Source organism: Pseudooceanicola endophyticus (assembly GCF_018760365.1).
GTDB classification, from domain to species: Bacteria; Pseudomonadota; Alphaproteobacteria; order Rhodobacterales; family Rhodobacteraceae; genus Pseudooceanicola; species Pseudooceanicola endophyticus.
Window position 1 is genome coordinate 173,327 of the sequence record NZ_JAHIAB010000001.1, and the last position, 21,359, is coordinate 194,685.

The window sequence follows — 21,359 nt, forward strand, 5'->3', positions numbered from 1 at the left end:
GGTACGGGTGGGTGACGTTGCGCGCCGGGGGGGCTGGGCGGGAACCCGCCGTGGAACCCATCTGATTTTTGGCATTTGTGGCGGAGATCTGCGCGCCGGGGCCCCGACGGGCGGCGGCGGCGAACCGATCCGGGCCAGGGCGGGTTGTACCGTCAGAGCAGGGATACAGCCCCGCAAGCCAAGATCTAGAAGGAAAGACAATGTTCAAGAAATCCATTTTCGCCGCCGCCGGTCTCGCCACGCTGATCGCCTCGGGCGCCGCCTATGCCGATACCACCGTCATCACCAAGCATGACAACATGGCCGAGAAGAAGGACAATGCCACCGCCGGCATGGTCGCCGGGGCCGCAACCGGTGCCGCCGTCGGCGGACCCGTGGGCGCCGTCGTGGGGGCCGCCATCGGGGCCTGGACCGGCAACGAGCTGACGCCGGAGCAGAAGGAAGTCGTCACCTATGCGGAAGCCCACCCGGTGCATACCGTGACCATCCCCGGCGAAGTGCGCACCGGCGTCGTGGTGCCCGACACCGTGGCCCTGACCCCGGTCCCCGACCAGCCGCAATATGCCTATGTCTATGACCAGCAGCAGCAGCCGGTGATCGTGGACAGCCAGGACCGCACCATCGTCCACGTGGTCGACTGAGCCATCCTCCCGGACCCGTGACGGGCGACCGGCCGCAGGGCATCCCCTGCGGCCGTTTCGCGTTCAGCGGCCCAGAAGGTCGGGCACCACGGTGACGATCTGGGGGACGAACCACAGCAGCATCAGCCCCAGCACCTGGATCAGCACGAAGGGGATCACGCCGCGGTAGATGTGGCCCGTGGTCACCGCCGCCGGGGCGACGCCGCGCAGGTAGAACAGCGCAAAGCCGAAGGGTGGGGTCAGGAACGAGGTCTGAAGATTGACCGCAATCATGATCGTCACCCATTTCGGATCGAAGGTGCCCCCGTAGATCACCGGGCCGACGATCGGGATCACGATGTAGATGATCTCGAGGAAGTCGAGCACGAAGCCCAGCACGAAGAGCACCAGCATCACGATCAGGAAGACCTGGAATTCGCTGTCGAAGCTTTTCAGGAAGTCCTGGATGTAATGCTCGCCGCCGAAGGAGATCACCACGAGGTTCAGCAGCTGCGAGCCCACCAGGATGGTGAAGACCATCGAGGTGACCTTGGCGGTTTCGCGCACCACCGGGCCCAGGACCTTCGTGCGCAGCAGCACCCAGCCCGAATAGATCAGCCCGATCGCCGCCATCATGTAGCAGGCAAAGGCGGCAAGATAGGCCAGCCAGTTTTCCGCCGTGACGACCTCCTGGGTGATGCGCAGGTCGAAGTTCGCGCCGAGCAGGATCATCCCGATCAGGGCGAAGGTGGCCCAGAGGATGATCCTGCGGTTGCCCCCCGTCTCTTCGAGCTTGCGGTAGGCGGCGAGCATGATCGCCCCCCCCGCCCCGAGGGCTGCCGCCGGTGTCGGGTTGGTGATGCCCCCCAGGATCGAGCCCAGCACCGCCACGATCAGCAGGAGCGGCGGGAAGACCACGCGCACCAGCTCGTTCTGCGCCAGCCTTGCGGCGGCGTGCTTCATCCCCCAGAGCGCCACCAGCATCGGCAGCAGCAGCACCAGGAACCGGGTGCCCGGGCCCGCTGCGGGCGGCAGGAACAGCACGTCGGCCAGGGCTGCGGCCAGCAGGCCGCCCGCGCCGATCAGCAGCGGCAGCGGGCTTTCCAGCGGTTTGACGCCACGCGCCGCCGCCAGCGCGATCCCGAAGATCACCAGCACCACCGCCAGACCGCTGCCGATGGGCGCGGCCGAAGCGGCCTTGGCGGCAGTGGCGGCGGCGAGTTCCTCCGCCGAGAGGCGGTGGGATTCCTCGACCCCGCCGGCGGCCTCGATGGCCTGGGTCTGGGCGACGGCCAGATCCCATTTCGCCTGGCCGTGCAGCTCGATCATCGCGGCCTTGCAAGTGTCGGAGACATGGGTGCGCAGCACCGCGCCCTGCCCCGCTTCGGAATAGCTGGCCACCGTCAGGTCCTGGGAGCCGATGATCCCGAATTCCCCCAGCAGCAGCGCGCCCGCCAGCACCGCGCCCGGCACCAGCAGGAACCAGGTCAGGCTTTCGGAACGCGTGATCACCTCTGCGCCACCGGTGTAGCCGGCATGGACCGCCGGCGCCTTCTTCGGGTTCAGCACCGCATAGCCGAAGGCATAGGCGGCATAGAGCACCGCCAGCAGGATCCCCGGCAGCATCGCCGACTGGAACAGCGTCCCGACCGAGACCACGGCGGGCTTGCCCAGATAGGTCAGCGCATCGGTGCAGCCCGCCGCCTGGGCGCGGGCCTCCTGCGCGGCGGAATAGAGATCCCCGGCAAGCGTGCCCAGCAGCACGATGACGATAGAGGGCGGGATGATCTGCCCCAGCGTGCCGGAGGCGGCGATGACGCCGGTCGAAAGCTCGGGCGAATAGCCGTTGCGCAGCATCGTGGGCAGCGACAGCAGCCCCATGGTGACGACCGTGGCGCCGACGATGCCGGTCGAGGCGGCAAGAAACGCCCCCACCACCACGACCGACACCGCGAGGCCCCCGGGCAGCGGGCCGAAGACCCGGGCCATGGTGGTCAGCAGGTCGTTGGCGATCTTCGAGCGTTCCAGCACGATGCCCATCATGACGAACATCAGCACCGCCAGCAGGGTCTCGATGCTCTGGCCGGCGAAGACACGCTCGTTCATGCGGTTCACGATGAAGGAGATGTTGCGGTCCATCGCGGTCTCCCAGCCGCGCTCGAACACGGGCTGCGCGAGGCGCGGCAGGTCGGGGTAGCGGAAGACCGAGATCGCATCCGCATGCACCCCCGTCCCCAGAAGCGCCCGGTAGGCGTCCGACCCGGTGTCGATGGCCTGGTGAACCAGCAGCCCGTTGCCATCGAGATAGGCGATGATCGCGAAGGCAAACAGCCCCGCACCCGGGATGGCGAAGGCCACCGGGAAGCCGGACAGGATGCCGGCAAACAGCGAAAGGAAGACGATGATCAGGCCGATCTCGACGCCATCAAGTCCGAAAAGCATGGTGTATCAGCCCCTTAATGCGTGCCTTCATAGGCTTCTTCGCCCGCGCCAAGGCTGTCCTGGTCACGGTAGCGGTCTGCGCTTTCGGGGCCTTCGAGGAACTCCAGCAGCGAGCGGTAGAAGAAGCTTACCGCCTGGAGGAAGACCAGCGCGATGAAGCACAGGATGAGGATCTTGAAGAGGAAATAGCCGTTGAACCCGTCCGGGCTGAAACCGATGGTTTCCACGTTCCATTTCACGATGCGGGCCTTCTTCAGCATCAGCTCCAGCTTGTCGGAGGCCGAGACCTTGGGCGTGATCAGGTGCCGCCAGAGGAAGAACCAGGAATACATCCACATCAGCGCGGCGACCGGCATCATGAAGAACAGCGATCCGAACATGTCGACGACGCGCTTGGCGCGGTGGCCGATGGGGGCATAGATCAGGTCGACGCGCACGTGGCTGCCCTGCACGAAGGCATAGGCCACGCAGAGCGCCACCACGATGGCGTTCCACAGCTTCAGCCCCTCGGCATACCAGGTGATCGACTGGCTCAGCCCCAGACCGAAGGGCGCCAGCACGATCTCGCCCTTCCGGAAGATCGACTGCACGAAGACGATGATGATCTGCTGGCCGACCAGGATCAGCCCCGCCCAGGCGGCGGTGCGCCCGATGGCATTGGCCGTGGCCTCGAGCACCCGGACGCAGCCCCACATGAAGCGCCGCCAGACCAGCCCCGCCACCGTCAGCACCAGGAACAGGTCGATGAAGACAAAGAGAAACTCGTGCGAGCCGCCGTAGTAGACGAAGCGCAAGAGGTTCTGCTTGTCGGACCAGTCCAGCCAGAGCGACGGATGCGTCAGCGCATAGCCCATGTGATAGAAGCCGAGGCCGATCTGCGAGATCAGCCAGATGAATGCGTCGAGCATTCCCCTCCCCCCTTTCGAAAGGCCCTGACGGCGCACGGGCGGCGCCTGTCACCCGTGCCCCCGGGCCGGGGGGCACAGGCCTGTTGCCGGTTCCGGCGGGCCTCAGGCCCCCATCACCCGGTTGCGCTGCGTGACATAGGTGCCGTCCGAGACCGAGTTCCACCCCGAGGAGGCCTTCATCGAGGTCTCGGCGCTTTCCCGGATCTTGGCGAACAGCTCATCATCCATGAAGCCGTCCAGCACTTCTTTCGAGGCCTGGCCATAGGCATCCCAGATCGCGTCCGAGAAGGTCTCGACGTTGACACCCGAGCCGCGCAGACGATCCAGCGCGGGACCGTTGTTGGAGATGAACAGCCCGTAGTTCTGCTGGTGGGTCTCGGCGGCGGCGATCTCGATGATCTTCTGCTGTGCCGGGGTCAGCCCGTTGAAGACATCGAGGTTGCAGGTCACGGTCAGCGCCGCGCCGGGTTCGTGAAAACCGGCGGGGTAGTAGTACTTGCAGACCTCCTGCAGGCCCAGCTTCTCGTCCGACCAGGGGCCGATCCATTCGGTGGCATCCAGCGCGCCTGTGGACAGCGCCTGATAGATCTCGCCGCCCGGCAGCACCTGCACCGAGGCGCCGAGCTTGGCCAGCGCCTGCCCGCCCAGACCCGGCATGCGGAACTTCAGGCCCTTGAAGTCGTCCGGGCTGCTGACCGGCTTGCGGAACCAGCCGCCGCCCTGGGCGCCGGTGTTGCCCGCGATGAAGCCCTTCAGGCCAAAGATCTCTCCCAGTTCGTGATGCAGCTCCATGCCGCCGTCGGCATAGTACCAGGTGATCATCTCGGGCGCGGTCATGCCGAAGGGCACCGTGGTGAAATAGGCCAGCGCCGGGTGCTGCCCGACAAAGTAGTATTCGCAACCGTGGTACATGTCGGCCTGGCCACTGGTCACCGCATCGAAGACCTCGAGCGCGCCGACCAGTTCGCCGGCGGCCTTCGCCTCGATGGTCAGCTGGCCGTCCGACATGGTGGCGACCGTGTTGCTGAAGCGCTCGACCGAATCCCAGACGCCCGCCAGGCCGCGCGGCCAGGTGGTGACCATGGTCAGCTTGACGGCGCCCTGCGCGATCGCAGGGGCCGCCAGGGACGTGGCCGCAGCCGCAGTGCCCCCGAAGGCCGAAGTCTTCAGGAAAGAACGACGATCCATGGGTATTTCTCCTCCCCTTGACGCACCATCGGGCTCCTCCCGCCCTCGGGTGCGTCGTTACAGTGTCTGGGAAGCTACCCAAGCTCACGGAACAGTGAAATACCAAGGATTGCGTAGACGGACAGATTTTTCACCGGAACGTGCGCGCCCGATCCGCCCGCGGGGGCGCTTTTGCCGCATGTGACGCAACGAAAGACACGCCATGGTGGAAATCACGGTCCGCCACGGCTAACGGTTGCGCATGAGGAGGAGGCTTCCCCGGGTCAAGGCAAGCTACGGACAGAAGATCTTTCTTCTGGCCACGCTGCCGCTCATCCTGGCGGTGGCGGCGATCTCCTGGCTGGTGGTGGAACAGTCCCGCGACCTCTCGGAGCGCGAGATCGCGGCGCTGGAGCGCCAGATGATCGAGGCCAAGAAGGCCGAGCTGAAGAACTATGTCACCCAGGCGCGCAACGGGCTGAACAGGATCTACGGCATGGCCGGGCCCGACGATGCGGCAGCCCAGGAGGCGGTCAAGCAGATCCTGTCGGCCATGACCTACGGCGAGGACGGGTTCTTCTTCGTCTACGACTACAGCGGCACCAACCTCGTCTCGCCGCGCCAGACCGCGATGATCAACCGCAACTGGTGGGACCTGCGCGACGGCACCGGGCGCTATGTGGTGCGCGACTTCATCGAGACCGCCCGCGAGGGCACCGGCTATGTCACCCACCTCTGGCCCAAGCCCTCCTCCGGAGAGGAGGCGCTGATGGTCAGCTACGTGACCGCGCTGCATTCCTGGAAATGGGCGGTGGGCACCGGGGTCTTCATCGACGACGTGCTGGCCAGCACCGCCGCCGCGCGTGCCGACGTCGAACACCGGGTGCGCCGCACCTTCCTCTACATCGGCGCGATCACGGCGGGGGCGCTGGTGCTGGTCTTCGCCTCTGGCCTGATGCTCAATATCCGCGAACGGCGCCTGGCCGATGCCAAGCTGAAGGAACTGACCCAGCGGGTCTTCGATGCCCAGGAGGAAGAGCGCGGCCGCGTCGCCCGGGAACTGCATGACGGTATTTCTCAGCTGCTTGTGGGGGTGCGCTACGGGCTCGACAGTGCCAAGCGGCGGATCGAGGCCGGCGATGTGCGGGGCCCGGCGACGCTGGACCGGGCCATGGCGGGGCTGGGCGACGCCATCCAGGAGGTGCGCCGGATCAGCCGCGACCTGCGCCCCGGGGTGCTGGACGACCTGGGTCTGGGCCCTGCCCTGAAGGCACTGGTGGAGGATTTCTCGGCGCGCACCGGCATCGCCTGCGACTTTACCACCGTGGTGTTCCGCAACCGGCTGGACGACAATGCCAAGATCGCGCTCTACCGCATCGCCCAGGAGGCGCTGACCAATATCGAACGCCACGCCCGCGCCACCCGGATCGAGATGGACCTGCGCGGCCATCGCACCGGCGTCACCCTGAAGATCGCCGACGACGGCCAGGGCATCCGCGAGGGCGGCACGCCCGGCACCCGCCCCGGCATCGGCCTGCGCAACATGCAGGAACGCGTCGACCAGATGGACGGCACGCTGAAGATCGTCTCCTCGCGCAGCGGCACGCTGATCGAGGTGACCCTGCCGCTGTCGCAGATCAAGGTCGCCTCCGCCGCCTCGGACGGCACCACCCCCGCCAGGGAGAAGGACCCCGCATGACCCTGACCCGCACCCGCCCCACCCGCGTTGCCATCGTCGACGATCACCCGATGGTCGCCGATGGCATCGAGGCGATCCTGGAAAGCTTCGAGGACATCGAGGTCGTGGGCACCTACGGCAACGGTCGTGCCATCATCGAGGCGGTGCCGGGCATCGCTCCGGATGTGATCCTGCTGGATCTGAACATGCCCGAGATGGGCGGGCTGACCGCCTGCGAGATCCTGCTAGAGAATACCCCCGACCTGCGCATCCTGATCCTGTCGATGCATGACAGCCCGGAATACATCCAGACGGCGCTGGACCATGGCGCCCAGGGCTACGTGCTGAAAGACGTACCCACGGACGAGATCAAGCGCGCCATCGACGCCGTCATGCGCGGAGAGCGCTACCTGTGCACCGGCGCCCAGGGATCGCTGGCGCCGCGCCGCAACGGCGGCCACCTGACCAACCGCGAACAGACCATCCTGCTTGCCCTGGCCCAGGGCAAGAGCAACAAGGAAGTGGCGCTGGAGCTGGATATCTCGGTGCGCACGGTCGAGACGCACAGGAAGAATCTGAAGAAAAAGCTGGGCATTTCCTCGACCGCGGGGCTGACGCAATATGCCATGCAGCACGGGGTACTTCAGGGCACGGGGCGCAAGTTCTGACGGGATTCCAGCGTGATGGCCGTCCCCGGGGGCGGCGTTAACCCGGGACGGTGAAAATCCGGCGCTGGCAAGGATCGGGAAAGGGATCCGGCGTTAAGCAGGGGCATCACCCTGCCGGAGGTCCCCATGCCGCTTTCCGTCTGCCGTCTCCTGCTGCCGACACTGGCCCTCGGGCTGGCCCTGCCTGCCCTCGCGCCCCCGGCCCATGCCGAGCAGAGCCACGTCGAACCCGCCCATGCCCCCCCGGCCCGGGCCGTGCCTGCCGCGGCCCCGACCGCCGGACATGACACCCCTCTGCCGGCGCCCGAGGATGGCGCCCTGTGCCAGGGCTTTGGTCCGCAGACCCCGCGCGACATCGCCCTGCGTGCCGGCACCAACAGCCAGATCTTCCCGCTGGCCCCGGCGCCCGCGATGATGAACCTCTGCAACATCCACACCCACACCAATGCCGAACACCGCGGCCCGGGCTTTCCCGTCGCCTCCCTCGATCCAGAGGCCGGCGGCTTCAAATGCGAGGGCTCCGACCAGCTGAGCGCGGCCGAGCTGGAAGACCCCGCCTTCGGTCACGGCCCCTTCCACGGCGTCAAGCCCGGCGACACGATCGAGGTGCACTGGGTCTATTCCTCCTGCGACGTGCAGCCCGGCAAGGGGCTGGGCGCCTGCCTGTCGGACAGCTGCTCCAACCCGACGCTGCGGGTGGAAAGCCAGGTCTTCCTGGTGGTGAACGACCCCTTCGCGCTGGACTTCGGCGCCTATACTTTCGACGGCCACATCTCGGGCGGACGCCCGCAGCCCAAGGCCCTGCCCCGCGACACCGGCACCCCGGTCGTCTTCCGCGGCTCGACCACCGGGCCGAACTACAGCCAGGCGGTCTGCTCTCCGCTGCAGGTCACCTGGTCGGTCCGGCCGCGCTGCGCGCGCCTTGATATCACCTCGCTCTACAACTGGGCGGCGCGCGGCAATGTCTTCGAGGAGGACCACTCCCACGGCGTGCGCAAGCTGGTCACCGCCCCGTCCCTGCTGGCCCCGATGATCGAGTGATCCGCTCACCAGGACGTGAGAGGGGTGCGGACCCGGCGCCGCACCCCGTTTTCATTGGGATTCGACGGCCAGATCGCCCCAACCCGAGGGATTGCGAAACCGGACCGGCAGGATCGCGCAACTTTCGAAAAGAAAATATGACCTCCGCGACATTTTTGCGTGGAAAAGGCGGTTGACCTTTGGGAGGTCAGCCCATATCACCCCTGTACCAACGAAGGAGCCCCGGGCGTCATGATGACCCTAGTAATCATCGTAGAGGAAAGGCGCATGGGCCGGTAATCACCGGAGACCCTTTTAGGACCCCATGCGCCCCCGGTAGATCCCACCGGGGGTTTTTTTGTACCCGAATAAGAGTTGAGAGCGCCACGGCGCGAGACGAGGAGAAGACAGATGGCACGGCAGATGACTGGGGCGAAGATGATTGTCCAGGCCCTGAAGGATCAGGGCGTGGACACGATTTTCGGCTATCCCGGCGGCGCCGTTCTGCCGATCTACGACGAGATCTTCCTGCAGAACGACATCCGCCACGTCCTCGTCCGGCACGAGCAGGCCGCCCTGCACGCCGCCGAGGGCTATGCGCGTTCGACCGGCAAGCCCGGCGTGGCGCTGGTGACCTCGGGCCCGGGCGCGACCAACGCGGTGACCGGCCTGACCGATGCGCTGCTCGACTCGATCCCGCTGGTCGTCCTGTCGGGACAGGTTCCGACCTTCATGATCGGCACCGACGGTTTCCAGGAGGCCGACACCGTCGGCATCACCCGCCCCTGCACCAAGCACAACTGGCTGGTGAAGGAGACCGACGACCTGCCGCGCCTGCTGCACCAGGCCTTCCATGTCGCGACCTCGGGCCGTCCGGGCCCGGTGCTGCTGGACATCCCGAAGGACGTGCAGTTCGCCACCGGCACCTATATCGCGCCGCCCAAGAAGACCGAGTACCGCTACCAGCCGCAGCTGAAGGGTGATCTGGAAGAGATCACCGAGGTCATCGCGGCGCTGGAAACCGCGAAGCGCCCGGTCTTCTACACCGGCGGCGGCGTCATCAACTCGGGCCCTGCCGCCAGCCAGCTGCTGCGCGAGCTGGTCGAGGCCACCGGCGCGCCGATCACCTCGACGCTGATGGGTCTGGGCGCCTACCCGGCCTCGGGCGACAAGTGGCTGGGGATGCTCGGGATGCATGGTCTCTACGAGGCCAACATGGCGATGCATGACTGCGACCTGATGATCTGCGTCGGCGCCCGCTTCGACGACCGCATCACCGGCCGCACCGACGCGTTCAGCCCGAAATCGAAGAAGGTGCATATCGACATCGACCCCTCTTCGATCAACAAGGTCATCCATGTCGATTACCCGATCATCGGCGACGTCGCCCATGTGCTGGAAGACATGCTGAAGGTCTGGAAGGCGCGCGGTCGCAAGATGGACCGCGAGGGCCTGGCGAAGTGGTGGCAGAAGATCGACGGCTGGAAACAGGTCAAGTGCCTGACCTACAAGAACTCCGACAAGATCATCAAACCGCAGTACGCGCTTGAGCGTCTGGAAGCGCTGACCAAGGGGATGGATCGCTACATCACCACCGAAGTGGGCCAGCACCAGATGTGGGCCGCGCAGTTCCTGCATTTCGAAGAGCCCCACCGCTGGATGACCTCCGGCGGCCTCGGCACCATGGGCTACGGCTTCCCGGCCTCCGTGGGCGTCCAGCAGGCCCACCCGGAGGCGCTGGTGATCAACGTCGCCGGCGAGGCCTCTTGGCTGATGAACATGCAGGAGATGGGCACGGCGATGCAGTACCGCCTGCCGGTCAAGCAGTTCATCCTGAACAATGAGCGCCTCGGGATGGTGCGCCAGTGGCAGCAGCTGCTGCACGGCGAGCGCTATTCCTCCAGCTGGTCGGAATCGCTGCCCGATTTCGTCAAGCTGGCCGAGGCCTTCGGTGCCAAGGGCATCCAGTGCTCGGATCCCGCGGATCTGGATGACGCGATCATGGAGATGATCAATTACGACGGGCCGGTGATTTTCGATTGCCTGGTCGAGAAGCACGAGAACTGCTTCCCGATGATCCCGTCGGGCAAGGCGCATAACGAGATGCTGCTGGGCGATGCCTCGACCGAGGGCGCGATCCAGTCGGACGGCGCGGTGCTGGTGTAAACGGTCGGAACGGAGGACAGAAAGATGAACGCACTCCATATCAAGAAGGGCGCAACCAGCCATTCCGCCTACAACCTGCGTCCGACCTACGGCGACGCGGTGGAACAGCACACTCTTGCGGTGCTGGTCGACAACGAGGCAGGGGTTCTAGCCCGGGTGATCGGCCTTTTCTCGGGTCGCGGCTACAACATCGAAAGCCTGACCGTCGCCGAGGTGGACCACACCGGCAAGCGGAGCCGCATCACCATCGTCACCCGCGGCACGCCGCTGGTGATCGAGCAGATCAAGGCCCAGCTGGGCCGCATCATCCCCGTGCACCAGGTCAACGACCTGACCGTCGAGGGCCCCTCGGTCGAGCGTGAACTGGCGCTGATCAAGGTCTCGGGCGGCGGCGACAAGCGCGTCGAGGCGCTGCGCCTGGCGGATATCTTCCGCGCCAAGGTGGTGGATTCGACGCTGGAAAGCTTCGTCTTCGAACTGACCGGCGCGCCGGACAAGATCGACGCCTTCGCCGAGCTGATGCGCCCCCTCGGCCTGAGCGAGATCGCCCGCACCGGCGTCGCAGCCCTGTCGCGCGGCGAAAGCTGATCGCCGGACGATCTCAAACAAGGGGCCGCCTGTCTACCCGACAGGCGGCCCTTTTTCCTTCCCGCGCCCTGCGTCCCGGTATCCGGAACGTCTGACCTGCCTCAGCAGATCAGCACGCGTTCTCCGGCGGCCAGATTCCAGCGGCTGCGGGCGCTAGCACAGGCCATGCCTTCCGCCGGCTTTTCCGCGCGCGGCGCGATCCGGCAGGGCGCCGCAGGATCCGCCGCATCCGCCTGCGCCGCCCCGGCCGCGCGCAGCTGGCGCAGGACCTGCGGCGAATGCCCGCCCGGCACGGCACGGGCGTTGCGGCCAACTCTCTGATGATCCATCACGAAAAGGTCGAACTGCACAAGGTCCCCGGCCCCCAGCCCGCCCCGTACCAGGCTCTGCCCGGTTCCCGTCGCCTCACGGCACAGTTCCAGATTGACCAGATCGCCCTGATCCTCGCACCACACCACTGCCGTTCGGGATTCCTCTGCCACCCACAGCACAATCCCCAGCATCGATCTCTCGATCTTCATAAGACGCTCCCCTCCCCGGTCACGTGTAGAGTGCACTATTCCAAATACCGGGCCATCTGTCGAGTTGTCAGTGATCCAGATCAAACATATGATATTTCCTGAGTGCTCCGGTCTGCGGCCCCTCGGGCCCCGGTCGCGTCATGGGGCCGCCAGTGGTGGCAAATGGTACATGGCCCGACGGCTTGCCCCAAGCCGGCAGAGCAAGAAGGATGCGCCCCGCATGAGTGACGCCCAGGATGCCCGTGCCGAAACCCTCAAACATGTCTTCGGCGTCAACCTGCGCCACCTGGCCAACCAGCACCCCTCGGTCTCGGGGCTGTGCCGGGATCTTGGCATCAACCGGACCCAGTTCAACCGCTACCTCTCGGGCGAGAGCTATCCCCGCCCCGAGGTGCTGGAGCGCATCTGCGCCTTCTTCGACACCGATGCCCGCATCCTGCTGGAGCCGCTCGAACAGATCCGGCGCAAGCCCGCCGCGCTGCTGGATCACCCCGAAATCTCGGGGTTTCTGACCACGGCCAAGCTGAAGGTGGCGCCCGATGCCTTTCCGGAGGGGTTCTACCGGTCCCTGACCCCCAGCCTGACGCATCACGGCAAGGTGCTGGTGATCCTGTCGCGGGTTTATCGGCGCGACGAACAGACCTTCATCCGCGGCTACCAGCCCCGGGCGCTGATGCGTCACCTTGGGCTTCCCGAGACCGGCGCCGCGCGGGAATTCCGCGGCTCCGTCTTCCGGCAGAGCCGCGGCGTCGGCATCCTGATGGCGCGCCGCGAGGCAAACTCCAGCACCTACTGCTTCGTCCATTCCGCGACGCCCGACGTGACGCAGAACCTCTGGATGGGCTGCGTCGTGCGGCAGAACCAGCCCGGTTCCGGCAGCGGCATGATGACCTTTCCGATCCTCTACGATTACCTGGGGCGGGACCTGGGGCGCGCCCTGCGCTGCGCCCGCAGGACCGGCTTTGCCGATCCCGAATCCCTGCCCCGCTTTCACCGCATGGTTCTGAGCGGCACCATGGCCCCCGCCTGACGTTGCGCCTCAGGCCACGGCACGGGCCTGCATGAAGCTCTTGAGGCGCGCCATCCCCTCCTCCATATCCGCCGTCGACCCCGCGTAGGAGAAGCGCAGCGTGCGCGCGCCGCGCGCCTTGTCGAAATCAAGCCCCGGGGTCACGGCAACGCCGGCCTTGTCCAGGATCTCTCGGGCGAAGGCAAGGGAATCGCCGGTCATGTCGCCGACATCGGCGTAGATGTAGAAGCCGCCGTCGGGCGGCGCGATCTTCGTGAACCCGGCCTGTGGCAGCTCGCGCAGCAGCAGGGCGCGGTTGGCGGCATAGACGGCGCGGTTCGCCTCCAGCTCCTCGCGGGCATCTAGGGCGGCAAGGGCCGCGACCTGGCTGGCGGTGGGGGCGCAGATGAACATGTGCTGGGCCAGACGCTCGACCGTGCGGACGTGATCCTCGGGGACCACCATCCAGCCGACCCGCCAGCCGGTCATCGAGAAATACTTGGAGAAGGAGTTGATGACGTAGCACTCATCGCTGACCTCCAGCGCCGAGACCGCGCGCTCCTCGTAATGCAGCCCGTGATAGATCTCGTCCGAGATGACCGAGATGCCCTGCGCCCGCGCCTCTGCCATCAGCTCGGACAGCGCCGGACGCGACAGCATGGTGCCCGACGGGTTGCCCGGAGAGGCCAGCATCAGCCCGGAAAGCCCCCGCCCCGCCAGATCGGCGGGACGCGGCTGGTAGCGCGCCTCGGCGGCGGTCTCGATCACCACGGGATCCAGGTTCGAGGCCTTCAGGAGCTGCAGGTAGGAGGGATAGCCGGGCGCCCCGATCCCCACCTTGTCGCCGGCATCGAACAGCGCGGCAAAGCTCAGCAGGAAGGCGCCGGAAGAACCCGTGGTGACCACCACGCGTTCGGGGTTCAGATCGACGTCGTACCATTCACCGTAAAGCCGCGCGATGCGTTCGCGCAGGGGGGCGATGCCCAGCGACAGCGCATAGCCCAGCGACTCCTGGTCCAGCGCGGCCTTCAGCGCCTCCCGCGCCGCCGCCGGCGCCGGGGTCGAGGGCTGGCCGACCTCCATGTGGATGATCCGACGGCCCTGCGCCTCCCACTCGGCCGCCCGGGACATCACGTCCATCACGATGAAAGGATCGACGGTGCCGCGACTTGAAACGCGCATGAGCTTCTCCGAAAGTAGTGACAGTCTCTTTCGTTTCATCAGGATGGCCGGGTCAGGTCAACACGGGGGCGCTCAGCTCTTCGGGAGGTTCAGGTGCGAATCTGCACGGTCAAGCTGCCATTCGTCGTTATTCTTGCCCTTTGTGCACAATTTCTCCCCGGGCGGGCAGCGCAGGCGGGCACGCTGGTGCGCGATCCCGACATCGAACATGCGCTGTCACAGCTGGCCGCGCCGGTGCTGCAGGCGGTGGGCCTGTCGGGCACCACCCGGATCCTTGTGATCCAGGATCCCGAGGCCAATGCCTTCGTCATCGACCGCAGCACGATCTTCCTGAACTCGGGCATGATCGAGGCCACCGAAAGCCCCGGAGAGCTGCAGTTCGTCATCGCCCACGAGGCCGCCCATATCGCCTATGACCATATCACCCGGCGGCGGGTGAATGCCGCCGATGCCTCGCGCGTGGCGGGGTTGGGGGCGGTCCTGGCGATCGGCGGCGGGGCACTGGCGGGCAATGCCGCCGCCGGGGTCGGTGCCGCGCTTGGTGTCGGCTCTTCCGCTGAGCGCGGCCTGATGGCCTATTCCCGCGCCGAGGAGACCGCAGCCGATCAGGCCGCCATCCGCGCCATGGCCAGCGCCGGGCTGGGCACCGCCGGCGCGGTCACGCTGATGCGCCGCTTTGCCGGCCAGGAGACGCTGAGCGCCAGTCTTCAGGACCCCTACACCCGCTCGCATCCCATGTCGCGCGACCGGCTGCGTGCGCTTGAGGCGCTGGCGCAAAGCTACGGCACCGCGCCAAAGGGCGACAGCGCCGCGCAGGCCTACTGGTTCGCCCGCGCGCAGGGCAAGCTTTCTGCCTTCGAACGGGCCCCCGCCTGGACCGTGGCCCGCGCCAAGGACAGCCCGACCGAGGACATTCGCCTGATGCGCCTGGCCATTGCCCGGCATCGCCAGGCCGACTGGAAGGGCGCAACGGCGCTGATCGACCAGGCGCTGGCCCTGCGTCCCCGCGATCCCTGGTACCTGGAGCTGAAGGGCCAGATCCTGCTGGAGGGCCGCCAGTTCTCCGCCGCCGAAGCCGCCTATGCCCAGGCCTCGGAGCTTGCCCCGGACGATGCGCTGATCCTGGCAAGCCTTGGCCATGCCATGGTGGTTCAGGGTGGCACCGCCCGGCTGAAACGCGCGATTTCGGTGCTGGAGCGCGCCCGCCAGCGCGATCCCCGCAGCCCCGGTGCCCTGCGCGATCTGGGGGCGGCCTATGCCCAGACCGGCCAGCCGGGTCTGGCCGCATTGTCGGCCGCCGAACGCCATGCGCTCTCGGGGCGGATGCACGATGCCGCGATCCTCGCGCGGCGGGCCGCGCCGCTGTTATCCAAGGGCTCCCCAGCTTGGCAAAGATCACAGGATGTGATCTTTGCTGCGCAGGGAGAGGAATGATGCTAAACCTTTGCCTGCAAGGAAAGATCACCGGGGCCCTCCCCCCTCTGCCACGTTCCGGAAGGACATGACATGACGCTGAAACTGCTTCGCAGCCTCTTCCTCGCCGGGACCACGGCGCTGACCCTGGCGCCGGTCGCCCCGATGACCGCCACCGCAGCCGAGATGACCGAGCAGGAGCGCGAGGATTTCCGCTCCGAGGTGCGCGACTACCTGCTGGAACATCCGGAGGTGATCTTCGAGGCGGTGCAGGCCTACAAGGACCAGCAGGAGCAGAACGCCGCCGCCAGCGACAAGACCCTGGTGTCGCAGAACCAGAAGGCGATCTTCGATGACGGGTTCAGCTGGTCGGGCGGCAATCCCGACGGCGACATCACCCTGGTCGAATTCATGGATTACCGCTGCGGCTATTGCCGCCGCGCCTTCCAGGATGTCGAGAAGCTGATCGCCACCGATGGCAACATCCGCTTCGTGCTGAAGGAATTCCCGATCCTGGGGCCCGACAGCGTGACCGCCTCGCGCTTTGCCATCGCCACCCGGCTGATTGCCGGCAACGATGCCTACAAGTCCGTCCATGACGCGCTGATGAACTTCGACGGCCCCTATGACGACACCGGGCTGGGCCGGCTGGCCGACGGGCTGGGGCTGGACGCCCAGCCGATCCTGGCCGCCATGGAGACCGATCCCGTCAACGCCGAGATCACCGCCAACCACAAGCTGGCCCAGGTGCTGAACGTCAGCGGCACGCCGACCTTCGTGCTGCCGGGCACCATGCTGCGCGGCTACCTGCCGCTGGACGGCATGCGCCAGGTGGTCGCGGACATCCGCACGGAGTGAAAGCCATGGCCGGTTCCGCCTCCTACCTGATCGCCGCCGCCCTGCTGCTGGCCCCCCTGCCCGTGCAGGCCGAAACCGCCTGGCAGCAGGCCATGGACGACAACCCGTTCCTCTTCAACGAAGAGCTGCGCGGCGTGCTGCGCGACCAGCCCGACCTGATCAGCAATGCGCTGGACCGGGGCGCGGCGCGGCTGAAGGCCGCCGTCTGGTCGCCTCTCCAGGATGAGATCGATACCGACCTGCAACGCATCACCCTGCATGATGCCGATCTTTTCGCACCCGGCCCCCAGGGCTTCGGCGCGGCGGATACCCCGGCGAAGATTACCCTGTTCACCGCCGCCGACTGCCCCGCCTGCCCCCGCGCCGAGGCCGAGCTGGCGCAGATCGCCAAGGAGCACCCCGGCCTGCGGGTCGAGGTGCGCAGCGCCGCCGCCACCCCCGACGACCGCCTGGCCCTGGCCCTTGCGCAGGACAAGGGGCCCGAGGCCGCGCGGCGCTTCCGCTCCGGGCTGATGCAGGGGCAGACCCCCGAGGCGCTGGTGAAGGCGGAAGGCGCGGATCTGGCGCAGCTGCGCAGCCGCGCCGAAACCCCCGCCATGGTCGAGACCGTCGCCCGTCAGGCGGATCTCTTCGGAGAGCTCGGGCTGGATACCGTGCCCTCCTACGTGATGAACGACAAGCTGATCCGCGGCGCCGTGCCGACCGTCGTGCTTGAACATTACCTCGCGAAGTGAGGAGGGGCGGCCTTATTCGGCCGCCTTGACCTCGCCTTCGTCGATGGCAGCCGCGCGTTTCTCGACCTCCTCGACGATATGGTCGATCATCTGGTCATTCGACATCTTGTGGCTGGCCTTGCCGGCCAGGTAGACCATGCCGCTGCCCGCACCGCCGCCGGTAAAGCCGACATCGGTCATCAGCGCCTCGCCGGGGCCGTTCACCACGCAGCCGATGATCGACAGCGACATCGGCGTCTTGATGTGCTCAAGGCGTTTTTCCAGCGCCTCCACCGTCTTGATCACGTCAAAGCCCTGACGTGCGCAGCTCGGGCAGGAGATGATGTTGACGCCGCGATGGCGCAGCCCCAGCGATTTCAGGATCTCGTAGCCGACCTTGACCTCTTCCACCGGATCGGCCGAGAGGCTGACGCGGATCGTGTCGCCGATGCCCATCCACAGCAGGTTGCCGAGGCCGATGGCGCTCTTGATGGTGCCCGACATCAGGCCGCCGGCCTCGGTGATGCCAAGGTGGATCGGCGCATCGGTCTGTTCGGCCAGCATCTGGTAGGCGGTCGCCGCCATGAACACGTCTGAGGCCTTCACCGAGATCTTGAATTCGTGGAAATCGTGGTCCTGCAGGATCTTGATGTGATCCAGACCGCTTTCCACCATCGCGTCCGGGCAGGGCTCGCCGTATTTCTCAAGCAGGTGCTTTTCCAGGCTGCCCGCGTTGACCCCGATCCGGATCGAACAGTTGTGGTCCCGCGCGGCGCGGATCACCTCGGCCACGCGCTTTTCATCGCCGATGTTGCCCGGGTTGATGCGCAGGCAGGCGGCCCCCGCTTCGGCGGCCTCGATGCCGCGCTTGTAGTGGAAATGGATGTCCGCGACGATCGGGACCGGGCTTTCCTTCACGATCTCCTTCAGGGCGCGGGCCGAGGCCTCGTCCGGAACGGAGACGCGCACGATGTCGGCGCCGGCTTCGGCGGCCCGCTGCACCTGCGCGATGGTGCCGGCGATATCCGTGGTCACCGTGTTGGTCATCGTCTGGACCGAGATCGGCGCATCGCCCCCCACCGGGACATTGCCGACCATGATCTGGCGGCTCTTCCGGCGGTCGATATTGCGCCAGGGGCGAACGGGATTGTGCGACATGAGAGATCCTCTTCCGGCTCGGGGCAGAGATAAACCTTCCCCACCGCAGGTGCAATCGGATGGCGGGGTCCCGCAACGCAACGCGCCCGGAACCGCCGGGATCCGGGCGCCTGGTCTGCACGAGATCTGCAGGGGGCTGTCAGATCAGTCGGACTGGCGATCCTGCGGCAGGTCCGCCTCGGCCACGACCGAGATCACCTTCTGCGCGGTCGGATCCGCCGAAAGGTCCGCCACCTTGTAGTTGTCTTCCAGCTGGTCCGCCGAGAGCGCCACATTCTTGACGACGCTGGTCCCCTTGCCGGCCGGGCCGTAAAGCTTGCCGTTGACCGCGAAATAGACCGAGCCCGACATGCCGGCACGCAGATGCGCGGGCTCTTCGGTATTGGGCAGCGCGTAGCTTTCGCCGGCGGTCATGGTCTTTTCCAGCAGCACGGTGCCGTCGGCGCTGGTTACCCGCACCCAGGCCGGGCGCACGGCGACAAGCGACACGCCGGGCTTGGCATCCGCCACCACCTGGGGCTGCGGCACCGGCTTTCCGTCGGCCTGCAGGCCAAGTGCCACGGCGACCGCCTTGTCCTCGACCGAGCCGCCGGAGGCGGGCGCAGCCTCGGCCACCAGATCCGTCGTCGAGGGATCCTTGCCGACGAAGGTGCCGATCTGCGCCGGATTCAACGTGGCGATCGGCGCATCGCGCGAGGCGACGACGGGCACGTCCAGCGCCTGCGGACGATAGAGCCGGTACATGGAATCGGCAGGGGCGTTGTAAAGGCCGGCGGCCTTCTGTTCATCGGCGACCGGATCGTCGCTGGGATGGGTCGCGGCCTCCAGCGGATCGAGGTCGGCCAGCACGTCCGGGGTGCTTTCCACCGGGGCGAACTTGACCCGCTGCACCTCGTTCAGGACGGCATAGCCGCCGTAGCCCAGGCCGCAGATCAGCGCGATCAGCACCAGCGCCGAGCCGATGGCGGCGGGTTCGATGCGGCTGAACCAGCTTTCGCCGGCAGGAATGAAGGGGGTTTCGGGGGCCAGGAAGGGATCGCGCGGCGAGGGCTTGCGCGGCGCCTCCTTGCGGTCTGGCCGCGGGCGCGAGGAAGCCTCTGCCGCCATGCCATGGGCCGGCGCGAAGCCGCTTTCGCGGCAGAACTGGCGGAAGGTCGCCTCGGCATCCATGTTGAGGTAGCGCGCGTAGGAGCGCACGTAGCCGGAGATGAAACCGGGGGTATCGAAAGCCTCGGGGTCGCAGTTCTCGATGGCCGAGATGTAATTCGCCTTGATCCGAAGCTCGCGCTGGACGTCCAGAAGCGACTTGCCCATCGTGGCGCGTTCGCCGCGCATCACGTCGCCAAGCTTGACCTCGAAATCGTCGTAGCCGCGAGGCTGACGAACCGCCTGATCCCCGACAGGCTTTTTCTTCCGCCGCATGATCCCTGCCCCGTTGAGTTCCCCATGACCCGCTCCTGCCCCGATTCGAGTCACGCTCTTTGTTGACGCGAGCCTAACATGAATCAAGGAGCTTTGGGCCATTTCGCGGCATACACGCCATATTTCGGCGTGAGCCCGCGCATGAGGACTAATACTTGGGTCCTCCCCGAAATCTTCGTGGAGGGGTGACGTATTCCTGCATGTGGCCAACCCATGGAACCCCTTTTCGGTTCCCGCGGAAAGCCACGACTGTGCAAGATTCCGTGATTTGCATGAACGAAGGCTTAACGTCGCCGGGGCTCATGGACGCAAAACGCCCGGCCCCCTGCGGGACCGGGCGTTCCGGATGTGGATGCGGGTCTCGCCTAGCTCAGCCGGCCAGGTCCTGGCGGTTCAGCGCGCAGTGCGACCAGAGCTTGTCCATGGCACGCACCAGCGCGTCCAGCTCCTTGGGGCCGTGCACCGGCGAGGGGGTGAAGCGCAGGCGCTCGGTGCCGCGTTTCACGGTCGGGTAGTTGATCGGCTGGACATAGATGCCGTGGTCTTCCAGCAGCATGTCCGACAGCATCTTGGTGTGCACCGGGTTGCCGACGATCACCGGGACGATATGGCTGCCATGGTCGATCAGCGGCAGGCCCAGGGCCTTGAAGCGGGTCTTCATGATGCTGGCACGTTCCTGGTGCAGGTCGCGCAGCGCCTGGTCGCCCTTCAGGTGCCGGATCGAGGCCGCCGCCCCTGCCGCCACGACGGGGGGCAGCGAGGTGGTGAAGATGAAGCCCGGCGCATAGGAGCGGATCGCGTCGCACATCTTGGCCGAGGCCGCGACATAGCCACCGAAGACGCCGAAGGCCTTGCCCAGCGTGCCGTTGATCAGGTCGATGCGATGCGCGAGGTTGTCGCGTTCGCTGACGCCGCCGCCGCGCGGGCCGTACATGCCGACCGCGTGCACCTCGTCGAGGTAGGTCAGGGCGTTGAATTCCTCGGCCAGCTCGATCAGCTGCTCGATCGGGCCGAAGTCGCCGTCCATGGAGTAGACCGACTCGAAGGCGATCAGCTTGGGCGCCTTGGGATCATCGGCTTCCAGCAGTTCGCGCAGGTGGGCCAGGTCGTTGTGACGGAAGATGCGCTTGGCGCCACCGTTGCGGCGGATGCCCTCGATCATCGAGGCATGGTTCAGCTCGTCGGAATAGATGATCATCCCGGGGAACAGCTTCGGCAGCGTCGAGAGAGTGGCGTCGTTCGCGGTATAGGCAGAGGAGAAGACCAGCGCCGCTTCCTTGCCGTGCAGGTCGGCCAGCTCGGCTTCCAGCGCCTTGTGGTAAAGCGTCGTGCCCGAGATGTTGCGCGTGCCGCCCGAGCCCGCGCCCACATCGTTGAGCGCCTGGTGCATGGCCTCAAGCACCACCGGGTGCTGGCCCATGCCCAGGTAATCATTGCCGCACCATACGGTCACCGGACGCTCCGTCCCGTCGGGGCGGCGCCAGGTCGCGTGCGGGAAATTGCCCTTGTGCCGAACGATGTCGATGAAAGTACGGTAACGGCCTTCCTCGTGCAGCTTGCCGAGGGCCTGATCCAGTTGAGCTTCGTAAGTCACGTGGCTACTCTCTTCTTCACGTCGGGTCCGGCCCGGAGATGAAAAGCGGAGGCCGGTCTACGTCTGCTTGCGCAGGCGGGTTCCGTGTACCACCCCACCCCCGGATTTGGAATGGTAATAAAGTCCTGTGTCGCGTCTACGGAGGCTACAAATTGACGCCCCCCACATCCTTGACCTGAGTCAAGACGCGCACACCAAAGTGACCGCTAACAAAATTTTCCGCCCAAACTAT

18 protein-coding genes are annotated in these 21,359 nt (G+C 66.5%); 10 read left to right on the top strand and 8 right to left on the bottom strand.

Annotation, left to right across the window (positions count from 1 at the left end):
- Positions 1-200 precede the first annotated feature (200 nt).
- Positions 201-641 (top strand): DUF1236 domain-containing protein, encoded by a 441-nt coding sequence (locus tag KM176_RS00870; protein ID WP_160891767.1) that lies wholly within the window; start codon positions 201-203, stop codon positions 639-641.
- Between the two features lie 63 nt (positions 642-704).
- Here KM176_RS00870 and KM176_RS00875 read toward each other — a convergent pair whose 3' ends face one another.
- The 3 genes from KM176_RS00875 to KM176_RS00885 form a co-directional block, all read right to left on the bottom strand.
- On the bottom strand, positions 705-3,062 hold the full coding sequence (locus KM176_RS00875; protein WP_160891769.1) for a TRAP transporter large permease: 2,358 nt from the start codon (positions 3,060-3,062) through the stop codon (positions 705-707).
- A 14-nt stretch (positions 3,063-3,076) separates the two neighbouring features.
- Positions 3,077-3,970, bottom strand: coding sequence for a TRAP transporter small permease subunit (locus KM176_RS00880; RefSeq protein ID WP_160891771.1), 894 nt, complete (start codon positions 3,968-3,970; stop codon positions 3,077-3,079).
- A gap of 102 nt (positions 3,971-4,072) precedes the next feature.
- The gene (locus KM176_RS00885) at positions 4,073-5,158 is read right to left on the bottom strand and encodes a TRAP transporter substrate-binding protein (RefSeq protein WP_160891773.1); all 1,086 of its coding nucleotides are present in this window, start codon (positions 5,156-5,158) and stop codon (positions 4,073-4,075) included.
- A 241-nt stretch (positions 5,159-5,399) separates the two neighbouring features.
- Between KM176_RS00885 and KM176_RS00890 the strand changes: the two genes are divergently transcribed.
- The 5 genes from KM176_RS00890 (at position 5,400) to ilvN (ending at position 11,257) form a co-directional block, all read left to right on the top strand.
- A complete protein-coding gene (locus KM176_RS00890) occupies positions 5,400-6,836 on the top strand; it encodes a cache domain-containing protein (RefSeq protein ID WP_160891775.1) in 1,437 nt (478 codons plus the stop codon).
- Positions 6,833-7,483, top strand: coding sequence for a response regulator transcription factor (locus tag KM176_RS00895; RefSeq protein ID WP_160891777.1), 651 nt, complete (start codon positions 6,833-6,835; stop codon positions 7,481-7,483). The genes KM176_RS00890 and KM176_RS00895 overlap by 4 nt, the downstream gene beginning before the upstream one ends.
- A gap of 126 nt (positions 7,484-7,609) precedes the next feature.
- Positions 7,610-8,524: a delta-class carbonic anhydrase gene (locus KM176_RS00900; RefSeq protein WP_160891779.1), complete on the top strand. Its 915-nt coding sequence runs from the start codon at positions 7,610-7,612 to the stop codon at positions 8,522-8,524.
- 390 nt (positions 8,525-8,914) lie between these two features.
- Positions 8,915-10,669 (top strand): acetolactate synthase 3 large subunit, encoded by a 1,755-nt coding sequence (locus tag KM176_RS00905; protein ID WP_160891781.1) that lies wholly within the window; start codon positions 8,915-8,917, stop codon positions 10,667-10,669.
- Between the two features lie 24 nt (positions 10,670-10,693).
- On the top strand, positions 10,694-11,257 hold the full coding sequence (ilvN, locus tag KM176_RS00910; RefSeq protein ID WP_160891783.1) for an acetolactate synthase small subunit: 564 nt from the start codon (positions 10,694-10,696) through the stop codon (positions 11,255-11,257).
- Positions 11,258-11,358: 101 nt separating this feature from the next.
- Here the strand turns inward: ilvN and KM176_RS00915 are convergent, their stop codons facing one another.
- On the bottom strand, positions 11,359-11,778 hold the full coding sequence (locus KM176_RS00915) for a hypothetical protein (RefSeq protein WP_160891785.1): 420 nt from the start codon (positions 11,776-11,778) through the stop codon (positions 11,359-11,361).
- 220 nt (positions 11,779-11,998) lie between these two features.
- Here KM176_RS00915 and KM176_RS00920 point away from each other — a divergent pair, with 220 nt between their 5' ends.
- Positions 11,999-12,808 (top strand): helix-turn-helix domain-containing protein, encoded by an 810-nt coding sequence (locus tag KM176_RS00920; RefSeq protein WP_160891787.1) that lies wholly within the window; start codon positions 11,999-12,001, stop codon positions 12,806-12,808.
- Positions 12,809-12,817: 9 nt separating this feature from the next.
- Here KM176_RS00920 and KM176_RS00925 read toward each other — a convergent pair whose 3' ends face one another.
- A complete protein-coding gene (locus KM176_RS00925) occupies positions 12,818-13,969 on the bottom strand; it encodes a pyridoxal phosphate-dependent aminotransferase (protein ID WP_160891789.1) in 1,152 nt (383 codons plus the stop codon).
- Between the two features lie 186 nt (positions 13,970-14,155).
- Between KM176_RS00925 and KM176_RS00930 the strand changes: the two genes are divergently transcribed.
- The 3 genes from KM176_RS00930 (at position 14,156) to KM176_RS00940 (ending at position 16,974) form a co-directional block, all read left to right on the top strand.
- The gene (locus KM176_RS00930; RefSeq protein WP_311136126.1) at positions 14,156-15,403 is read left to right on the top strand and encodes a M48 family metalloprotease; all 1,248 of its coding nucleotides are present in this window, start codon (positions 14,156-14,158) and stop codon (positions 15,401-15,403) included.
- Between the two features lie 72 nt (positions 15,404-15,475).
- Positions 15,476-16,240, top strand: coding sequence for a DsbA family protein (locus KM176_RS00935; RefSeq protein WP_160891791.1), 765 nt, complete (start codon positions 15,476-15,478; stop codon positions 16,238-16,240).
- Positions 16,241-16,245: 5 nt separating this feature from the next.
- Entirely contained in the window at positions 16,246-16,974 is a 729-nt protein-coding gene (locus KM176_RS00940; RefSeq protein ID WP_160891793.1) for a thioredoxin domain-containing protein, read from the top strand.
- Between the two features lie 12 nt (positions 16,975-16,986).
- Here the strand turns inward: KM176_RS00940 and ispG are convergent, their stop codons facing one another.
- From ispG to hemA, 3 genes are all read right to left on the bottom strand, one after another.
- Complete coding sequence (ispG, locus tag KM176_RS00945) at positions 16,987-18,111, bottom strand: flavodoxin-dependent (E)-4-hydroxy-3-methylbut-2-enyl-diphosphate synthase (RefSeq protein WP_160891795.1); 1,125 nt, start codon at positions 18,109-18,111, stop codon at positions 16,987-16,989.
- 144 nt (positions 18,112-18,255) lie between these two features.
- Positions 18,256-19,533, bottom strand: coding sequence for a helix-turn-helix domain-containing protein (locus tag KM176_RS00950; RefSeq protein WP_160891797.1), 1,278 nt, complete (start codon positions 19,531-19,533; stop codon positions 18,256-18,258).
- Between the two features lie 370 nt (positions 19,534-19,903).
- On the bottom strand, positions 19,904-21,127 hold the full coding sequence (gene hemA, locus KM176_RS00955; RefSeq protein ID WP_160891799.1) for a 5-aminolevulinate synthase: 1,224 nt from the start codon (positions 21,125-21,127) through the stop codon (positions 19,904-19,906).
- Positions 21,128-21,359: the final 232 nt, after the last annotated feature.

Coding starts and splice junctions, on each gene's coding strand:
- KM176_RS00870 (WP_160891767.1), top strand. CDS start 201: ATGTTCAAGAAATCCATTTTCGCCGCCGCCGGTCTCGCCACGCTGATC.
- KM176_RS00875 (WP_160891769.1), bottom strand. CDS start 3,062: ATGCTTTTCGGACTTGATGGCGTCGAGATCGGCCTGATCATCGTCTTC.
- KM176_RS00880 (WP_160891771.1), bottom strand. CDS start 3,970: ATGCTCGACGCATTCATCTGGCTGATCTCGCAGATCGGCCTCGGCTTC.
- KM176_RS00885 (WP_160891773.1), bottom strand. CDS start 5,158: ATGGATCGTCGTTCTTTCCTGAAGACTTCGGCCTTCGGGGGCACTGCG.
- KM176_RS00890 (WP_160891775.1), top strand. CDS start 5,400: ATGAGGAGGAGGCTTCCCCGGGTCAAGGCAAGCTACGGACAGAAGATC.
- KM176_RS00895 (WP_160891777.1), top strand. CDS start 6,833: ATGACCCTGACCCGCACCCGCCCCACCCGCGTTGCCATCGTCGACGAT.
- KM176_RS00900 (WP_160891779.1), top strand. CDS start 7,610: ATGCCGCTTTCCGTCTGCCGTCTCCTGCTGCCGACACTGGCCCTCGGG.
- KM176_RS00905 (WP_160891781.1), top strand. CDS start 8,915: ATGGCACGGCAGATGACTGGGGCGAAGATGATTGTCCAGGCCCTGAAG.
- ilvN (WP_160891783.1), top strand. CDS start 10,694: ATGAACGCACTCCATATCAAGAAGGGCGCAACCAGCCATTCCGCCTAC.
- KM176_RS00915 (WP_160891785.1), bottom strand. CDS start 11,778: ATGAAGATCGAGAGATCGATGCTGGGGATTGTGCTGTGGGTGGCAGAG.
- KM176_RS00920 (WP_160891787.1), top strand. CDS start 11,999: ATGAGTGACGCCCAGGATGCCCGTGCCGAAACCCTCAAACATGTCTTC.
- KM176_RS00925 (WP_160891789.1), bottom strand. CDS start 13,969: ATGCGCGTTTCAAGTCGCGGCACCGTCGATCCTTTCATCGTGATGGAC.
- KM176_RS00935 (WP_160891791.1), top strand. CDS start 15,476: ATGACGCTGAAACTGCTTCGCAGCCTCTTCCTCGCCGGGACCACGGCG.
- KM176_RS00940 (WP_160891793.1), top strand. CDS start 16,246: ATGGCCGGTTCCGCCTCCTACCTGATCGCCGCCGCCCTGCTGCTGGCC.
- ispG (WP_160891795.1), bottom strand. CDS start 18,111: ATGTCGCACAATCCCGTTCGCCCCTGGCGCAATATCGACCGCCGGAAG.
- KM176_RS00950 (WP_160891797.1), bottom strand. CDS start 19,533: ATGCGGCGGAAGAAAAAGCCTGTCGGGGATCAGGCGGTTCGTCAGCCT.